The organism is Bosea sp. Tri-49, from assembly GCF_003952665.1.
Taxonomy (GTDB): Bacteria; Pseudomonadota; Alphaproteobacteria; order Rhizobiales; family Beijerinckiaceae; genus Allobosea.
Map to the genome: position 1 here is coordinate 3,871,714 of NZ_CP017946.1, position 16,619 is coordinate 3,888,332.

18 protein-coding genes are annotated in these 16,619 nt (G+C 67.3%); 4 read left to right on the plus strand and 14 right to left on the minus strand.

Translation table 11 applies throughout. The annotated features are described in order from the left end of the window. The first annotated feature begins 2 nt into the window (after positions 1-2). The gene (exbD, locus tag BLM15_RS18680; protein WP_126114158.1) at positions 3-455 is read left to right on the plus strand and encodes a TonB system transport protein ExbD; all 453 of its coding nucleotides are present in this window, start codon (positions 3-5) and stop codon (positions 453-455) included. Beyond that, positions 452-1,312 carry a TonB family protein gene (locus BLM15_RS18685; RefSeq protein WP_126114159.1) on the plus strand — a complete coding sequence of 287 codons (861 nt, stop codon included), beginning with the start codon at positions 452-454 and terminating at the stop codon, positions 1,310-1,312. The genes exbD and BLM15_RS18685 overlap by 4 nt, the downstream gene beginning before the upstream one ends. A 9-nt stretch (positions 1,313-1,321) precedes the next feature. On the opposite strand, the gene BLM15_RS18690 is transcribed toward BLM15_RS18685, so the two are convergent. From BLM15_RS18690 to BLM15_RS18750, 14 genes are all read right to left on the minus strand, one after another. Then, positions 1,322-2,620, minus strand: coding sequence for an alpha/beta hydrolase (locus tag BLM15_RS18690; protein WP_126114160.1), 1,299 nt, complete (start codon positions 2,618-2,620; stop codon positions 1,322-1,324). Positions 2,621-2,706: 86 nt separating this feature from the next. Beyond that, on the minus strand, positions 2,707-3,474 hold the full coding sequence (locus BLM15_RS18695) for an SDR family NAD(P)-dependent oxidoreductase (protein ID WP_126114161.1): 768 nt from the start codon (positions 3,472-3,474) through the stop codon (positions 2,707-2,709). 109 nt (positions 3,475-3,583) lie between these two features. Then, positions 3,584-4,432: a GNAT family N-acetyltransferase gene (locus tag BLM15_RS18700; protein ID WP_206438540.1), complete on the minus strand. Its 849-nt coding sequence runs from the start codon at positions 4,430-4,432 to the stop codon at positions 3,584-3,586. 10 nt (positions 4,433-4,442) lie between these two features. Next, positions 4,443-4,964, minus strand: a complete 522-nt coding sequence (locus tag BLM15_RS31415; protein WP_164547572.1) for a hypothetical protein — start codon at positions 4,962-4,964, stop codon at positions 4,443-4,445. Between the two features lie 12 nt (positions 4,965-4,976). Then, positions 4,977-5,906 carry a nucleoside hydrolase gene (locus BLM15_RS18705; protein ID WP_126114163.1) on the minus strand — a complete coding sequence of 310 codons (930 nt, stop codon included), beginning with the start codon at positions 5,904-5,906 and terminating at the stop codon, positions 4,977-4,979. A 1-nt stretch (position 5,907) separates the two neighbouring features. After that, the gene (locus tag BLM15_RS18710; protein ID WP_164547573.1) at positions 5,908-6,669 is read right to left on the minus strand and encodes an ATP-binding cassette domain-containing protein; all 762 of its coding nucleotides are present in this window, start codon (positions 6,667-6,669) and stop codon (positions 5,908-5,910) included. A gap of 5 nt (positions 6,670-6,674) precedes the next feature. After that, the gene (locus BLM15_RS18715; protein ID WP_126114165.1) at positions 6,675-7,616 is read right to left on the minus strand and encodes a sugar ABC transporter substrate-binding protein; all 942 of its coding nucleotides are present in this window, start codon (positions 7,614-7,616) and stop codon (positions 6,675-6,677) included. Between the two features lie 32 nt (positions 7,617-7,648). Continuing rightward, on the minus strand, positions 7,649-8,590 hold the full coding sequence (locus BLM15_RS18720) for an ABC transporter permease (RefSeq protein WP_126114166.1): 942 nt from the start codon (positions 8,588-8,590) through the stop codon (positions 7,649-7,651). Beyond that, complete coding sequence (locus BLM15_RS18725) at positions 8,591-9,370, minus strand: SDR family NAD(P)-dependent oxidoreductase (protein ID WP_164547574.1); 780 nt, start codon at positions 9,368-9,370, stop codon at positions 8,591-8,593. It abuts the gene before it with no gap. 121 nt (positions 9,371-9,491) lie between these two features. After that, on the minus strand, positions 9,492-11,036 hold the full coding sequence (locus tag BLM15_RS18730; protein WP_126114168.1) for a xylulokinase: 1,545 nt from the start codon (positions 11,034-11,036) through the stop codon (positions 9,492-9,494). Between the two features lie 31 nt (positions 11,037-11,067). Next, positions 11,068-12,369: an NAD(P)/FAD-dependent oxidoreductase gene (locus BLM15_RS18735; protein WP_126114169.1), complete on the minus strand. Its 1,302-nt coding sequence runs from the start codon at positions 12,367-12,369 to the stop codon at positions 11,068-11,070. A gap of 10 nt (positions 12,370-12,379) precedes the next feature. After that, positions 12,380-13,111: an amino acid ABC transporter ATP-binding protein gene (locus BLM15_RS18740; protein WP_126114170.1), complete on the minus strand. Its 732-nt coding sequence runs from the start codon at positions 13,109-13,111 to the stop codon at positions 12,380-12,382. Then, positions 13,108-13,770, minus strand: coding sequence for an amino acid ABC transporter permease (locus tag BLM15_RS18745; RefSeq protein ID WP_126114171.1), 663 nt, complete (start codon positions 13,768-13,770; stop codon positions 13,108-13,110). Before BLM15_RS18745 ends, BLM15_RS18740 begins: the two co-directional genes overlap by 4 nt. A gap of 106 nt (positions 13,771-13,876) precedes the next feature. Beyond that, positions 13,877-14,632, minus strand: a complete 756-nt coding sequence (locus BLM15_RS18750; RefSeq protein WP_126114172.1) for an ABC transporter substrate-binding protein — start codon at positions 14,630-14,632, stop codon at positions 13,877-13,879. A 136-nt stretch (positions 14,633-14,768) separates the two neighbouring features. On the opposite strand from BLM15_RS18750, the gene BLM15_RS18755 reads away from it, so the two are divergent. After that, positions 14,769-15,356 carry a helix-turn-helix domain-containing protein gene (locus BLM15_RS18755; RefSeq protein ID WP_126114173.1) on the plus strand — a complete coding sequence of 196 codons (588 nt, stop codon included), beginning with the start codon at positions 14,769-14,771 and terminating at the stop codon, positions 15,354-15,356. A gap of 318 nt (positions 15,357-15,674) precedes the next feature. Beyond that, positions 15,675-16,547, plus strand: coding sequence for an alpha/beta fold hydrolase (locus BLM15_RS18760; RefSeq protein WP_126114174.1), 873 nt, complete (start codon positions 15,675-15,677; stop codon positions 16,545-16,547). The last annotated feature ends 72 nt before the right edge of the window (positions 16,548-16,619 follow it).

The following is a 16,619-nucleotide window of genomic DNA, read 5'->3' on the forward strand; positions in this document are numbered from 1 at the left end:
CCATGGCCGTCTCGCTCAAGGAGCCGCAGGACGGCGATCTCGGTGAGCTCAGCGAGATCAATGTCACGCCATTCATCGACGTGATCCTGGTGCTGCTGATCATCTTCATGGTCGCGGCGCCACTCTCGACGGTCGACGTCGCGGTCGACCTGCCGGTCTCGAACGCGCAGACACAGCCGCGCCCCGACAAACCGGTGTTCCTGACCGTGAAGCAGGACCTTTCGCTCGCGCTCGGCAACGACACGGTGCCGCGCGAGCAACTGCAACTCGTGCTCGACCGGCAGACCAGCAACGATCGCGAGCAGCGCGTCTTCCTGCGCGCCGACGGGGCAATAGCCTATCGCGAGCTGATGGAGGTGATGAACAAGCTGCGCCAGGCCGGCTATCTCAAGATCGCGCTGGTCGGGCTCGAGGATACCGGCCAGGGCGCGGCACAGGGAGCGGGCAAGCCATGATCGCCCCCGCACCCGACCGCCGCTGGCTCGCCGCATTGCGCTGGGGGGCGGCCGCACTCACCGTCGCCACCCTCCATGGCGGGCTAGCCTGGGTCGGCGTGCACTGGCGCCCGACGGAGGCCGCAGCAGGCGCTCCGGAGCCCGCGGTCATGATCGAGCTCGCGGCCTTGTCGGTCGCGCCCGAGGCGCCGCCGGAGGAGCTGCCGGTCGCACCGGAGCGGGCAGCGCCGGAGCCGCCACCGCCTGAGCCGGTCAAGGAGACACCGCCGCCCGAACCGGAGCCGGAGCCCGTTCCGGAGCCGATCCCGGTCGATCAGCCCGAGGTCAAGCTGCCCGAGCTGCCGCAGATTCCGACGCTCGACGCCGTACTGCTGCCGCCTCCGCCAGAGCTGAAGCCGGTAGAGAAGAAGCCGCCGCCAAAGGTCGTCGAGAAAAAGGAAAAGCCCAAGCCGAAGCCCAAGGTCGTAGAACGCAAGCCGGTCGAGCGGCGGGCGCCGGAGGCCGTGGCGCCCAAGCCATCCGAGCAGCGCGCCTCGGCGCCGACCAGCGCGGCGCAGGGCACGGCCAGCCAACCCACGGTCTCGACCGCCTCCTGGCGCGGCTCATTGATCGCCCATCTCAACCGCTACAAGCGCTTCCCTGGCGGCGCGAGCCCCGGCACGGTCCAGGTCGCGTTCGCGATCGACCGCAGCGGCAATGTGCTGTCCTCGCGTGTCGTCGGCTCGTCGGGCGATTCCGCACTGGACGCCGAGGCGGCGGCGATGATCCGCCGCGCCAGCCCCGTCCCGGCGCCGCCGGCGGGTGTCGGCGGCGGCGGAGCGATCTCGCTTTCGGTGCCGATCCGCTTCAGCCGCTGAGGCGATCGATCAGGGCTGTCTGCCCGGGGTCTGGAACGGCGTCGTGACAGTGTCGCCAACTGCCGCACCGGTGTCCTGAATGTTGTTGCCGAGATGCTCGACCCGGTCGCCAAGGTGGCGGCGTACCTGCGGGTCGACCACCGCGATCGGGGCGGTGACCACAATGCCGGCGGCAGTGCCGACCGCGGCCGCAGCGCTGCCGGTCACCTCGATCAGGCGCTCGCCGAGGCCGACGCGGGAATCGGTGATCGGCTGGCCGTCGACGAGGCGCGTGCCGATCAGCTTCACCACCTCCGGGCTCTCGGCGAACTTGCCGTGATTGAGCTTGTCGCCAGTGCGCAGCTTGGTGAGATTGAGGACCGTGATCTTGTCCGTCTCGAACTCGCTCTTATAGGGCTCGATATCAGGGTCGACAGCACCGAGGCGGTCCTTGCCGCCCCAGACCCGGCGCGAGATCGCCAGCGCGCGGTCGTCCTGGGAGACGAAGAGGGTGAATTTCGGGCGCCGTCCCGTCATCTCCGCGATCTGGGTGCGGAAGACGTCGGCGTCGACATCGGGCGAAGCGAGCATGACATTGGCGATCTTTGGCGGAATGCCGCGATTGCGCACCGCCATCTGGGTCAATGACTCGAGCGCGACCCAGTTACCCATCGAGTGGGCCAGCAGCGAGACCTCACCGACGGCGGGATCGCGCGCCAGCGCCTGCAGTAGGCTCTCCAGCGCGTTGCGCGAATAGGTCGCGCTCTCGCGATCATAGCCATAGGCGAAAAGCGAGCCGCGCGACGGCCAGGTGAAGAGCACCGGCACGACATCGGCATCGGAATCGTGGACGATCTGGGCAAAGCGGTAGACCGCGTCCTCGAAGCGGTTGTTGAAGCCGTGCACGAAGACCATGACCCGGCGCTTCGGCACCCGTGATACGCGCTCATGCAGGCGCGCCAGACCCGTCCGGGCATCGAGCTTGTCGACCTTGAGCGTGACGAAATCGGTCTCGGGATTGCCTGGCAGCCGGCTCGGCCACTGCACCTCGCCGATCTTGCGGCGCGCATCGGGCGGCAGCGAGATCGTCATCTCGACAAAGGACGGCTTGCCGCGCTCGCCGGAGTACAGCACGCCGGCATCCGGATCGGCAGCCCGCGTGGTTGCCACCAGCATGGTGACCTTGCTGGTGCCCGGCACTGTGCTGGTGACGGGTGTCAGCACGCCCTTCACGTCGCCGGCGCAGCCGGCGAGGAAAACCGCCACGGCCGCAGACACGAAGACCCGTCTGACGGCCGGCGTCGGCAGGTCTTTGCAGCTGATCGGCATCACTGACTATCCAAGGTCCCGCTTGCAGCCCGGACCATGCTCGGCAGCAGCGACACCCGTCAAGGACACCGAAGCCACAGTGACGATCAGACCATGTACTGGCCGCCATTCACCTCGATGGTCTGGCCGGTGATGTAGCCGCTCATTGCGGGGCTAGCGAGGAATAGGAAGACGCCGACATTGTCCTGTGGTGTGCCGACGCGCTCCATCGGCACGGTCTTGCGCATCGCCTCGATCTGCTCGGCCGTCGAATAGCGCTCGTGGAACGGCGTCATGATCACGCCTGGCGAGACACCGTTGACGCGGATGCCGAAGGGCACGAACTCCTTGGCCATGCCGCGGGTCAAATTGAGCACGAAGGCTTTTGAGCTGGCATAGAGCGAGGAGCCAGGGCCGCCGCCATTGCGCGCCGCGATCGAGCTCAGATTGATGACGCTCGCCTTGCTGCCGGATTTCTTGAGGTAGGGCAGCGCCGCCTTGCTCGCCATAACCACTGAGCGGACGTTGAGATCGACGACGCTGTCGAAGAACTCGTCCTCGATCTCGGCGATCGGCGTGCGCTTCACCAGCGCGCCGGCATTGTTGACGAGGACATCGAGCCCGCCGAGCTTGTCGGCCGCCTTGTTGACGAGATCAACGGCCTGGGCGCTGTCGGCGACATCGGCCTGCAGCACATGCGCTTCGCCGCCGGCAGCCTTGATATCGGCGGCCACGGCGTTCGCTTCAGCCTCGCTCGACTTGTAATGCACCACGACGCGCATGCCGTTCGCCGCATAAGCCTTGGCCACAGCGGCGCCGATGCCGGTGCTGGAGCCGGTGACCAGGGCGCGCAGCCCCTTCAGATCTTCGAGCATCATTCCTCCCGTCGGATGCAGACTTAAATCGTTTCAGGAACGATCTTGCGCGACGCGGAGCGGAACCGCCAGCGCCGCTTCGGCAACCCCGCCATTCGCTAGGGAAGGTTCAGCCCATTGCCTGGTTGACCAGGACGAAACGATGCATCGGCCCGGGTGCGGCCGGCGCAGCACCACGCTCCATCACCACGCTGGAGGCGACGAGCGGCAAGCCGCGTTCGCTCAACCAGGCGCCGAGGCCGGTGCGGGCGGGCACGTCGATGCGGACGAAGTCGCCGCGGCGGGCGGCGAGGAGCGCGGCGATCAGATTGCAGGCGGCGGCATCGTCAACGGCTGCGACCGGGCCAATCAGCCAGCCACGGCCATGCCGGCGCAGGAAGCCGAAGCCGGCCGGCGCACCGTCGCGCTCGATCAGGATCGCATGGCCTCTGGCGAGCAGCGCTTCGAGGACGGGCGCACGCGGCAGGCCCGTCGCCTCGCCGTCGAGCTGCGCCAATAGCGGCAAATCGGCGGCGATGGCCGGGCGCATGCTCTCGGTTGCGGCAAGGACGGGCGCTGCCAGCTCCGGCCAATCGCCCTGGTGCTGGCGAACTTCGTCGATGGCGATGAACCCGTACCGGGCGTAGAGCGGCTCGCCCTGCGGCGTAGCGACGAGCCCGAGCGTCCTGCCCTCCGTCGCCGCGATCAGTTGCTCGGTCAGCAACTTGCCGATGCCCTGCCCCTGCCGGTCGGGCGCGACGATGATCGTACCGAGCGTGGCGTGGGTCGCGCCAAAACCCCACCAGAGCCCGACACCGACAATCTCGTCCCCGTTCGGCAGGACGAAACCCCGACCGAGTGCGAGCGCAAACTCCCAATCTTCGCGCCGATGCGGCCAGCCAATCGCCGCCGAAAGCCTTTGGCAGGCGTCGGCATCGGAGGGCCCGGCAGGGCGGAGCGTCAATTGGGTCGACATCATCGGCCGGCCCTCAGCGACAGAATTCGGCGCAGCCGGATTGCCAGAATGGCGCCTGCCCATCGAGCGCCGGCACCGAGGGGCGCGGCTTCGCGTCCGGCAGGTCCGACGGCACCGGCACGACCAGCTCCCACCAGCGATGGGCGCATTGCGAGCGGAAGGCCATCTGATCGCTGATCGAAGTGTTCTCCCGGGCAAGGGCCGCGTCGAGCGCGTCGCAGGCCTTGCGCAGCGAGGCGTCGTTCCCCTCACCGGGCTCATTCGCATAATCATGGAAGGCGGCGGTGAAGCCCTCCATCTCGCGGGCGATATGGGGCCACTCGTCACGCCCGAGATTCCAGGCGTCCATCCATTCGCGCACCACCGTCTGGACCGCCTCGGCCTTCGGCTTGCCGGCGACCTTGCGGGCTGTGGTCAGCATATGGCGCATCAGTTCGGCGCGAGCGTGGAGCTGGCGGGCGGCGAGCGCGGCCGTCTGCATCGCCAGAATCGCGCGCTCGGCTTCGAGCTGCAGCTCCTCGACGAAATGGGCCATTTCTTTCTCCGCTCAGGGCAACGTCGCGAGCCGGTCAAACAGGCGCTGGAACAGCGCCTCCGCCTCGACGCTCGCGACGACATGGGCATTGGCCTGCCGCTTGAGCCGGCCGTTCCAGTCGATGGTGGTGCGGCCCCGCAAGGGGCCGTCACCGGTCTCGACCTCGACAAAACAGTCGCGCCCCGAAAAGAGTTCCGGCCAGAGCAACCATGCGATCACGCAAGGGTCGTGCATCGGATGGCCGGCAGTGCCGAGCCCGCCGGGCCGCGGACGCGTCAGCATGCCATGCACCGCCTTGCCCGTCGCGTTGCCGAAGGCGAGAAGGCGGGCGACCTGTTCGTGCGAGGCGATCGCCTGATGGGTGACGCCGAGGCCGAACATCACGATCGGCCGGCCGCAAGCGAAGACGATCGCCGCTGCGTGCGGGTCGACATGGACGTTGAACTCGGCCGCCGGGGTGATGTTGCCGAGCGCCAGCGCCCCGCCCATCAGCACGATGCGCTTGACCTTGGGCAGTGTGTCCGGCGCCAGCCGAAAGGCCAGAGCGAGGTTGGTCAGCGGCCCGAGCGGGCAGAGCGTGACACTGTCGTCCGGCGCGGCACGTAGGGTTGCGATCAGAGCTTCGACGGCATGGCTTGGGTTAGCCTTGCCACGGGCCGGCGGCAGATCGGCGCCGGCGAGGCCATCAGGTCCGCAGACGAATTCGGCGGTCGAGAGCGGGAAGAGCAGCGGCCGGTCGGCGCCGGCATGGACCGGCACGTCCTCCCGGCCGGCGAGTTCGCGGATGCGCAGCGCGTTCGCGGTGGTCAGCGCAAGCGGGACATTGCCGGCGACGGTCGTGATCGCCCTGAGGTCGAGCTCCGGGCTGGCGAAGGCGAGCAGCAGGGCAACGGCATCGTCCTGGCCGGGATCGGTATCGATGACGATGGTCTCGCGCGCCATCTCACGCAGCTTTCGCGTTGCCGGCCATGATCATATGGCTGAGATCGTCGGCGGTGAGATCGCCGAGCGGCTGGTCGACGTACTTTCGGCCGGCGCCCATGATCACCACCCGGTCGGCGAGCGCGACCACGTCGCGCATGTTGTGGCTGATCAGCAGCACCGTTCTGCCGTCGGCCTTGAGCTTGCGGATCAGGTCGAGGACGAGCGCGGTTTCCTTGACGCCGAGCGCGGCCGTCGGCTCGTCCATGATGATGATCTCGGCCTTCCAGCGCAGGGCACGCGAGATCGCGACCGCCTGACGCTGGCCGCCCGAGAGGCGTTCGACCGGGCGATCCATGTCCTCGACCGTGACCGAGAGCTGCTTGAGGAAGCCCCGCGCCTCCTGCGCCATCCTCTTCTTGTCGAGCACGCGCAGGAAGGGCAGCAGCACGGGCCTCGTCAATTCCGAGCCCATGAAGACGTTCTGAGCGATCGAGAGACGCGGGGCGAGCGCAAGATCCTGGTAGATCGTCGCGACGCCATGGCTCAGCGCATCATGCGGCGAGGCGAAGACGACCTCCTTGCCACGCATGTGAACAGTGCCCGAGGTCGCTTCCTCGGCGCCGGACACCACCTTGATCAGGCTCGACTTGCCGGCGCCGTTGTCGCCGCAGATGGCGACGACCTCGCCGGCAAAGATGTCGAGGTCGACCTCGCGTACCGCCACAACCGGGCCGTAGCTCTTGCCGATGCCGCGGAGGGAGAGGATGGGTGTGGCGGTCACCAGGCTCACTTCAGGAACTGCTGGACATTGTTCTTGTCGACCAGCACGGCGTCGGTGAAGAGATAGGGACCAGCGGCGATGGTCTCTTTCGGCTTCTTCTCGACGACGATCGCCTGGATGGCGTCGACCGCCTGCTTGCCCATTTCCTCGAATGGGATCGAGACGGTCGCCATGAAGGTCGAGGCGGGGTCGGCGATGCGGGCATAGGTCTCCTTGCCGCCATCGACCGAGACCAGCGGGATCTGGCCCTTCTTCACACCCTGCGCCTGCAGGAGGTCGTCGATGATGTAGGCCTGACCGTCGAACGAGGCCCAGATGCCGTTGATCTTGCCCTGGTTCTGCAGCAGCAGCGCCTGCATGCCGGCGCGGACATCGTCGCGCCAGCTCTGGGTACGGGCCATCGAGAACTTGCCGAGCTCCTTCACCGCCTGGTTTTCGGAGAGCACGTTGTCGAGCAGCTTGCCGCGAATGCGCGAGGCGACGTTGAGGTCGAAGCGGGCGGTGACGATGTTGCCCTGATAGCCGAGCTGGCCGAGCAGATAGAGCGCAGCCTCGGCGCCGACCTTGTATTCGTTGGTCTGGATGTCGAAGAGCGCATGCGGGCTCGAGCCCGACTGCACGGTGATCACCGGGATCTTGGCATCCTTGGCCGCCTTGAACTGGGCGTCGGCCTCGACCGGCTTGCCCATGGCGATGATGATCGCGTCGACCTTCTTGGCGATCAGCGCGTCGAACTGCTCGGCATGCTTGGGCAGCGCGCCCTCCGAGTTCAGCAGCGTGACGTTCCAGCCCTTGGCCTTGGCCGCGGCAGCCGCGGCATTGGCGACGCGGGCATGCGTCTCCGATGAGAACTGGAAGCCGATGACGCCGAGCTCGAAGGCCTGCGCGCCCTGAGCCATCGCGACGACGGCAGCAGCCGCCAGCAGAACCTTCCTCAAACCGACCATGACGACCTCTCCCCTCGTTGTATTGTGAGCTTTTAGACCTTGAACGCCGCCTTCTTCATCGCACTGGCCGAGAAGGCGACCGAGCCGATGATGATGACGCCGAGAACGATATCCTGAACGTAATAGGGCGCGCCGAGCAGCACCAAGCCGTTGCCGAGCACCTTGAGCACCAGTGCTGCGAAGACGGTGCCGGGCACGTTGGGCTTGCCCGGCTCGAACATGGTCATGCCGAGCAGCACGGCGGCAATGGCGTAGAGCAGGTAGTCGCCCGCCATGTTCGGCGCAGCCGAAGACAGGTTGGCGGCAAGCAGCACGGCGGTGATCGCAGCGAGGAGGCCCGACAACAGCAGGCCGATGCGCTTCATCCTGCCGGTGGCGATGCCGGAGAGCCGCGCCGCCTCGTCGGCCTCGCCGGTCGCGACCATATGGGCGCCGGTGCGGGTCCATTTGACCAGGCCCCAGGCGAAGAGGGTGACGCCCGTCAGCCAGAGCACGAGATTGGGGATGCCGAAGGTGTAGCCGCGCGCCAGCCCGGTGAAGCTCACCGGCCAGCGGCCGACGAAGGCGACACCCTGGGTGATCATGAAGGCGAAGCCCTTGGCGATGGCGGCCGTGCCGAGCGTCATGATCAGCGAGGGGATGCGCAGCACGGTGACGCCGTAGCCGTTGAGCCCGCCGAGCAGCACGCCGACCGACAAGGCAGCCAGGACCGCGACCAGCGGCGGATATTGCAGCTGGACCAGCCAGCCGCAGACCACGGCGGACAGGCTCGCCATCTCGGCGATCGAGAGATCGAGCTCGGCGACGGTGAAGGCAAGCGCGAAGCCGAGCGCCAGGATGGCGAGGAAGCTCGTATCCTTCAGCACGTTGACGATGTTCATCGTCGTGGCGAAGTTCGGCGCGAAGGCGACGAAGAAGACGATCAGGGCGAGGCCGGCGAGTGCGGTGCCGTAGCGGCCGATGATCTCGCGCATTCAGGCCGTTCCCTTGGCGATCGCCGAGATCGGCGAGAGGATCTCGATGCCGCCGGTGACCGGGATCAGCGCGCCGGTGACGAAGGCCGCCGCCGGCGAGAGCAGGAAGGCGATGACGCCGGCGACATCCTCGGGCCGGCCAAGTCGCCCTAGCGGGGTGCGCTGCGAGGCGCCCTCCACCAATGCGTTGAACTGCTTGGCAAAGCCGCCGCGCACCATCGGCGTGTCGATGATCCCCGGCGCGACCGCGTTGACGCGGACGCCGTGGCGGCCGAGCTGCTGGGCCATGCCGTAGGTCAGCGTCGCGACGCCGCCCTTGGCCGAGCCATAGGCGAGGTTCGCGCCGCCATTGCTATGGGCGATCGAGGAGATGTGGACGATGGCGCCGCCCTCGCCCTGTTCGATCATCTGCCGGGCGGCCGCCTTCGAGACGCGGAACACGGCGGAGAGGTTGATGTCGACGAGCTTGTCCCACTCATCGTCTTCCATCTCGACCATCGGCACCGGCCGCGAAGCCCCGGCGCCGGTCACCAGATTGTCGAGCCGGCCGAAGCGCTCGACCGCGAGCTCGACCAGCGCTCCGGCGAGATCGCGGTCGCGGACATCGCCGGTCATGGCAGCAACCTCGGCGCCTTCGGCCTGAAGCCTATCGGCGAGCTCGACGAGAGGGCTGGCTTCCAATCCGGAGAGGACGAGCCGGTGTCCGGGAGCCAGCGTCATCGCAAGCGCGCCGCCGATCCCGCCTGAGGCGCCGGTGATCAGGGTGACGGGCTTCGGCATCAACCGGCCCTGCCAACGACTGGGAAGAGACGAAACGCGACGACGCGGCAGGAACGCGGCATGGACCTCTCTCTGGAGATTGGTTCCATCTGGGTAAGGTGCAAGCGCCTCAGCCGCAACGTCAATCGGCGTGCAGGCTCGCGGTCGCAGACGCATGGCGCGCGAGACCGGCGAGCGGCCCTCCCTCCTGCGCAGCGATGACGAGATCGCGCGAGATCGGCGCCAGCGCGTCCTCGGCCTGGCGGAACAGGGCAAAGAGCGCATCGTAGGCCGGCTTGCGAGTGGGGTCGGGCTCGAAACGACGCGCGACCGTGACGAGCTTCTGCTGTGCTTCGGCAAGTGAGGCGAAATGGCCAAGGCCTGCGAAGGCGACGATCGCCGCGCCGAGTAGGCCCGGCTCCTTCGAGGCCGCGACGACCACCGGCCGGCCGCAGAGATCGGCCTTGATCTGGCTCCAGACAGGGTTTGCCGCAGCGCCGCCACCAAAGCGGATTTCGGTCGCCGCGCGACCAAGCGCAGCTTCGGCCCGCTCCAGCACGATGCGGTTGAGGCAGGCGACGCCTTCCAGCACGGCGAAGGCGAGATCGGTCGGGCCATGCTGGCGGTTCAAACCGATGAGCGCGCCGCGCAAGGACGGGTCCCAATACGGCACGCGCTCACCCTGAAGGTAGGGCAGAAAGAGCAGCGGCTGCGGCTGGCGCTGACCCGCAAGCAGCGCACCGATCTCCTGCCCTACCGTTGCACCATCACGGCCGAGCAGCGCCAGCAGCCAGGAGACAGTGTCGGCGCCGGTCTGGCTGGGGCCGCCGAGCTGGAACAGGCCGCGCCAGTCGACGGTGAGCAGGCCCTCCGCCCGCGCCGGCTCGCGGCCGACGACGCCGAGCACCTCGGTGGTGCCGGAGATGTTGTAGGCGAAACCCTCGCGCATGGCGCCGAGGCCGACCACCGCCGCCCAGGTGTCATTTGAAGCGCAGAAGACCGGCTTGCCGGCGAGGTGATCGAGCTGAGCGGGCAAATCGACCTGGATCGGGCCGACCTGCTCCCATGGCTCCAGCATCCCCGGCAGGATCGCAGCCGGGATGCCGGCCGCCTCCAGCAGATCGTGGCGGCCATGCGGAGCCGCCGCTGCCAGCAACCGTGCCATCGAGACCGGATCGCTGGCCTGCCGGCCAGTCAGGCGGAAATTCAGATAATCCTTCGGCTCGAGCAGGCAGGCGAGCTTGCCGAAAGCCTCCGGCTCCTCCTCGCGCAGCCAGGCCAGGCGGGCGAGCGGGTGAAAGGCGTTGATCGCAGCGCTTTCCTGATGGGCCGGGTCGAGCTTATCTCGCAGACGCGCCGCGAGCGCGTCGGAGCGCGTGTCCTTCCAGGTCATGGCAGGGCGCAAGGACCGGCCATCGCGATTGAGAAAGATCTGGGTACGGGTAACGCCGCAGATCGCGATGGCCTCAACCGCTTCGAACAGCGCCGGCGCGTCCGCCGCCAGCCCGGAGCAAGCCTCGATCAGCAGGTCCCACCATGCATCCGGCTCGATTTCGGAACGGCCCGAGGCATCGTCGCGGCTCGCCGGTCCCGCAATGGCGTGCTGGGCGCGGATAGCGCCGGTGTCATCGACAAGGGCGGCGCGGAAGGAGGTGCCGCCGAGATCGCAGGCGAGGACGATGCTCATGCCCTCGCCCTGCGTCAGGAACGGGCGCCGGTCAAGCGGCGCGGTCCTTCATGCCGCCATCGGTCAGGCGGTACCAGGCGATGATCGCCGAGACATAGAGCTCGTTCAGCGCGTGCAGCGGCAGCGGCGCGATCGGCACGACCGGGAAAGGCAGGCGTGTTCTGTCACCGCTGTGCAGATACTCCGCCATCGCCTTGCCCATCGCCGTCTGCAGGCCGATGCCGCGGCCCATGCAGCCGATGTCGACGAGCAGGCCATGCTCCGGCTCGTGCAGATGCGGCAGGAAATCTCGGGTCAGCGCGACACGGCCGCACCAGCGATAATCGATGCGCAAGCCTTTCGCCTGCGGATACATCTTGCCGACGACACGCTCGAGATGGGCCCAGTCGGCGGCATCGCGCGGCTCGCGGAAGGGGCCGCGTCCGCCCATCAGCAGGCGGTTTTCGTGGTCCTTGCGGAAATAGAGCAGGAGCTGGCGGGTGTCGGAGGTGACTTGGCCCTCGGGCAGGATCGTGCCGGCGAGATTGTCGGAGAGGGGCTCGGTCGCGACGATGAAGGAGTTCGGCCGGATCACCGTCTGGCGCAGTTTCGGGATCAGGTCGCCGGTATAGCCATTGGTCGCGATCACCACGCGCGGCGCCGTCACGCTCGCGCCCTGTGCGGTCCGCACCACCCAATTGCCGCCATCGCGGCGTAAGTCCGTCACCGGGCTCTGGCCGTGGATCACGGCGCCAGCCTTCTGCGCCACCCGGGCAAGGCCGCGGGCATAGGCGAGCGGCTGGACGCCGCCGCCGCGCGGATCGAGCCAGCCGCCGAGATAGCGATCAGTGCCGATCAGACGACCGACGGCATCGGCGTCGAGAAAGCGGGCGGATACGCCGCGCGCAGCCCATTGCTCGGCGCGGCGCTTCACCGTCTCGACCATGGCCGGCGTATGCGCACCCTGGATCCAGCCGGCGCGGCGATACGACACATCCATGGCGTGCTTCTCGATCAGCCCGAAGACGAGATTGGCCGTCGAGCCGACGAAGGAGACCAGGGCCTCGCCCGCCTCGGCCCCGTATTTGGAGACGATCTCGCTGGGGTCGTATTTGATGCCGGGGATGACCTGCCCGCCATTGCGACCCGACGCGCCCCAGCCCGGCTCATGCGTTTCCAGCACGACGACCGAGACGCCGCTTTCCGCGAGATGCAGCGCCGTCGAAAGGCCGGCATAGCCAGCGCCGACGATGCAGACATCGGCCCGGACATCGCCCGCGAGCGGCGGCGTCTCAGCTGCCGCGGGGGCGGTCGCATGCCAGAGCGAGGGCTGCAGCGGAAAGGGCTCGGCCATGTCGGTGTCCTCAGATCGGCTTGAGCACGCGGCGCAAAAAGTCCTGCGTGCGCGGATTGCGCGGCGCGCTCAGCACCTCGCGGGCAGCGCCTTCCTCGACGATGACGCCGCCATCCAAAAAGAGCACGCGGTCAGCGACCTCGCGGGCAAAACCCATCTCGTGGGTGACGACCAGCATGGTCATGCCCTCCTCGGCGAGGCTCTTCATCACGCCGAGCACCTCGCCGACCAATTCTGGATCAAGCGCCGAGGTCGGCTCGTCGAACAGGATCGCCTTGGGCTGCATGGCGAGCGCGCGGGCGATGGCGACGCGCTGCATCTGACCGCCCGAAAGCTGGGCCGGATAGGCGCCGAACTTGTCGGCGAGGCCGACGCGGGCGAGCAGGTCGCGGCCGCGCTCCAACGCCTGCGCGGCCGGCTCCTTCTTCACATGGATCGGCCCCTCGACGACGTTCTCGAGCGCGGTCCGGTGCGGGAACAGGTTGAAGCGCTGGAACACCATCGCCATCGCGGTGCGGATGCCGACGATCGAGCGATCGGCACGGTCGACCTTGGCGCCGTCGATCAGGATCGAGCCGCCATCATAGGCCTCGAGCCCGTTGATGCAGCGCAGGATCGTCGACTTGCCGGAGCCGGACGGGCCGATCAGGCAGACGACCTCGCCGCGCTGGACGCTCCCCGTGATGCCCTTCAGCACCTGGTGGGTGCCGAAGCTCTTGGTGACTCCGGAGAGCTCGATCATCGCTTGGCTCCCTTGCCGAAGCGGCGTTCCAGCCAGCCGACGAAGGCGATCAGCGGCAGGCTCATCGAGAGATAGAGCAGCGCCACCAGCGTGTAGACGGTCATATTTTTGAAGGTCGACGACGCCAGCAGCGAGCCCTGCAAGGTCAGCTCGGCCACGGTGATGGTCGAGGCCTGCGAGGAATCTTTCAGCATCATGATCATGATGTTGCCGTAGGGCGGCAGCACGATCTTGACCGCCTGGGGCAGGATCACCCGGCGCATCATCATGCCCCAGCCCATGCCGATCGACTGTGCCGCCTCGATCTGGCCGGGATCGACCGCCTCGATGCCGGCGCGGAAATTCTCGGACTGATAGGCCGAATAGGCGATGCCAAGGCCGATGATCGAGGCTTGCAATGCCGAGAGCGCCACGCCGAATTCGGGAAAGACGAAGTAGATGTAGAAGAGCTGCACCAGGATCGGGATGCCGCGCAGCGTGTTGACGACCGCCTTTGCGACGAAGGCGAGCCAGCTGATGCCCGAGACGCGCATCAGCGCCCAGACCAGGCCGAGCGCGGTCGACAAGGCCAGCGAGCCGAGCGTCACCAGGATCGTGAATTTCAGCCCCTGAAGCAGCAGGGGCAGGAACTGGGCGGCATCACGCAAAAAAACTTGCATCGGAGCTCGGCGTCACGGGAAGGTCGCGGCGATGGATCGGCCTTAGCCCGTCAGCCGGATCGCGCTGGACCCGGCCGCGGCATAGGCCGACAGGTCTCCAATTCGCTTATTCCAGTCCCCATTTGGCGAGGATCTTGTCGAGCGTGCCGTCGGATTTGACCTTGGCGAGGCCAGCATTGACCTTCTTGAGCAGTTCGCCGTCGCTCTTGCGCACGCCGATGCCGACCGAGCCGGTGATGATGGGCTTGTAGGACTTGACCAGCCGGACATTCGGAAACTGTCCCTGCTTCAGCGTGTAGGCCATGATCGGCGCGTCGGCGAAAGCGGCCTGGACGCGGCCGGCATTGACGTCTGCGAGGATGTCCGGCGAGGTCTTGTAGAGCTTCACCTCGGGGAATAGGCCGGTCTTCTGCAGCGCCTCGACATAGGCGGTGCCGATCTGGGCACCAACCGTGTAGCCCTTCATGTCGGCGAGTTCGACATAATCCTTCTTGTCCGCGGCCGGGACCAGCAGGCCCTCACCATAGGTGTAGATCGGATCGGAGAAGTCGATCACCTCCTTGCGGGCCGGGGTGATGTACATTGCCGCCGAGATCAGATCGATCTTGCTCGAGGTGAGCGAGGCGACCAGCGTCGAAAATTGCATGCCCTCGACTTCGACCTTCAGGTCCGAAGCCGCGGCAATCGCCTTGACCAGGTCGACCATGACGCCTTCGATCGTGTTGGTCTTGGTATCGAGGAAGGTGAACGGCATGCCGGTCGGCGTCGAGCCGACCTTGAGGACGGATTGAGCGACGGCCGGCGATACGGAAGCGGCGACAGCGCCTCCAGCCAATAGGGTCAGGAAGGTCCGGCGTTCCATGGCAATGTCCCCTCATTTGTCCGTACGCCCGGTCAGGCGCCGGCTCGTATTTTCATGAGCATGAAGATACGAGCATAGGACGATCTTGCCGGCAAGCGATTTTCATGCACATGAAATAGGCCATGAAGGAATCGCGATGAGCCTGCCTGCCACCGACCTGCCGCATCTGCATGTCGACCGCGAGATCGGAGCGCGGCTGCGCCAACTCCGGCGCGCCCGCCGGCTGTCGCTGGAGGAGCTTGCGAGCCGCACCGGGCTGTCGATCGGCTTCCTCAGCCAGATCGAGCGCGGCTTGTCCTCGCCAACGCTGCGCGTGCTCGCTGCCGTCGCCGACGCGCTCGGTACTGCGATCTCCGAGCTCTTCCCCACCGACACACGGCGCGCCGACCCGACCGCGACCATCGTCCGCCAATCGGATCGTGGCGAATTGCAGCTCTGGCGCTCCGGTATCCGCAAGCAATTGCTGACGCCGCAGGCGGAGGGCGCGAAGCTCAACCTCTTCATCGTCGAGATGGAGCCCGGCGCCAGCACCGGCGACGAGCACTACATCCATAATGGCGAGGAAGCCGGCCTCGTACTCAGCGGCACCATGCTGCTCAATGTCGAGAACGAGAGCTGGGTCATGCGCGAGGGCGACAGCTTCCGCTTCCTCTCCTCGCGCCCGCATCGCTTCGCCAACCAGCACGACGGCGTCACCCGCGTGCTCTGGGTCAACTGCCTGTAGTCGGCGTCCGCATGCGCACAGCGCATGACAGCGCTCTTTCCTGATAGCCCGATCTGCGTCTAAGCCAATGCCGCCATGAGGAAAGGCGGCTGGACACAGCGCTTCTCCCGGCATGATCGTTGACCAGGGAAACGCAAGGGAGGTCGGCATGGCAGGGCAAGCCGCCAGCAAGACCGTCCGGTTGGGGCCCGCATCCGGGCCGCAGCGGCACACCATCCGTGTGATCCAGATCAATGCGCCGGGAATAGCGGCGCCGGACGATCGCGCCCTCACTCCCGGACAGCCACCCAGCCTTCCCGCGCCAAAGGATATGCAGCCATGACACAAGCGCGACGGCACCAGCACGACGCTCCTGATGGAACCACCGCCGGCGCGGCCAGGCCGACCGAGATCGATGGCGAATTTCAGGTGAAACTGCCTGATGGCGCCATGTTGCGCGCGCTGTCGCAGGGCCAGGGTCGACCGCTGCTGCTGGTCAGCGGGCTCGCCGGCAGCGCCGCCTTCTGGGACGACAATGCCGCGACGCTCGCGCGCTCCTTCAAGGTGCTGCGCTTCGATCAGCGCGGGATCGGCGCCAGCGACCGCGGCAGCGCGCCCTGCACGATCGATCAGTTGGCGCGTGACTGCCTCGCCGTGCTCGATGCCGCTGGCATCGAACGCGCCACCGTCCTCGGCCACTCGACCGGCGGCTGCATCGGCCTGTCTCTGGCACGCCAGGCGCCGGAGCGGCTCGACGGGCTGATCATCAGCGGCGGCTGGTTGAAGCAGAACCGCTATATGACCGCGCTGTTCGAGACCCGCCTTGCCATCCTCGACCAGCATCCGCGCGCCTATGCGGCGACTGCAGCGCTGATGACCTATCCACCGACCTGGCTCGAAGCGCATTGGAGCGTCTACGAGACGGCGGTCGCGACGGCACCGGAAACCCCGGAGGCGAAGCAGATCGTGCGCGAGCGCATCGACGCGCTGCGCTCCTTCGACGGATCGAGTTGGGCCGGCGAGATCGACGTGCCGACGCTGATCCTCGGCACCCGCGACGACATGATCGTACCCGCCTTCCTGCAGGAGGAGCTCGCGGCCGCCATGCCCGGGGCACGCAAGACGCTGCTCGATTCAGGCGGGCACTTCTTCCCGATCTCCCGCCCGGATGCCTTCACCGCCAACGTGGCCGAGTGGATCGGGGCCCTGTAGCGGCTGTTAGCGACCACCGCGACGAACTGCCCCGTATCCAACCGGGTAGGCCGCGCTATCTCAGAAGGCGTC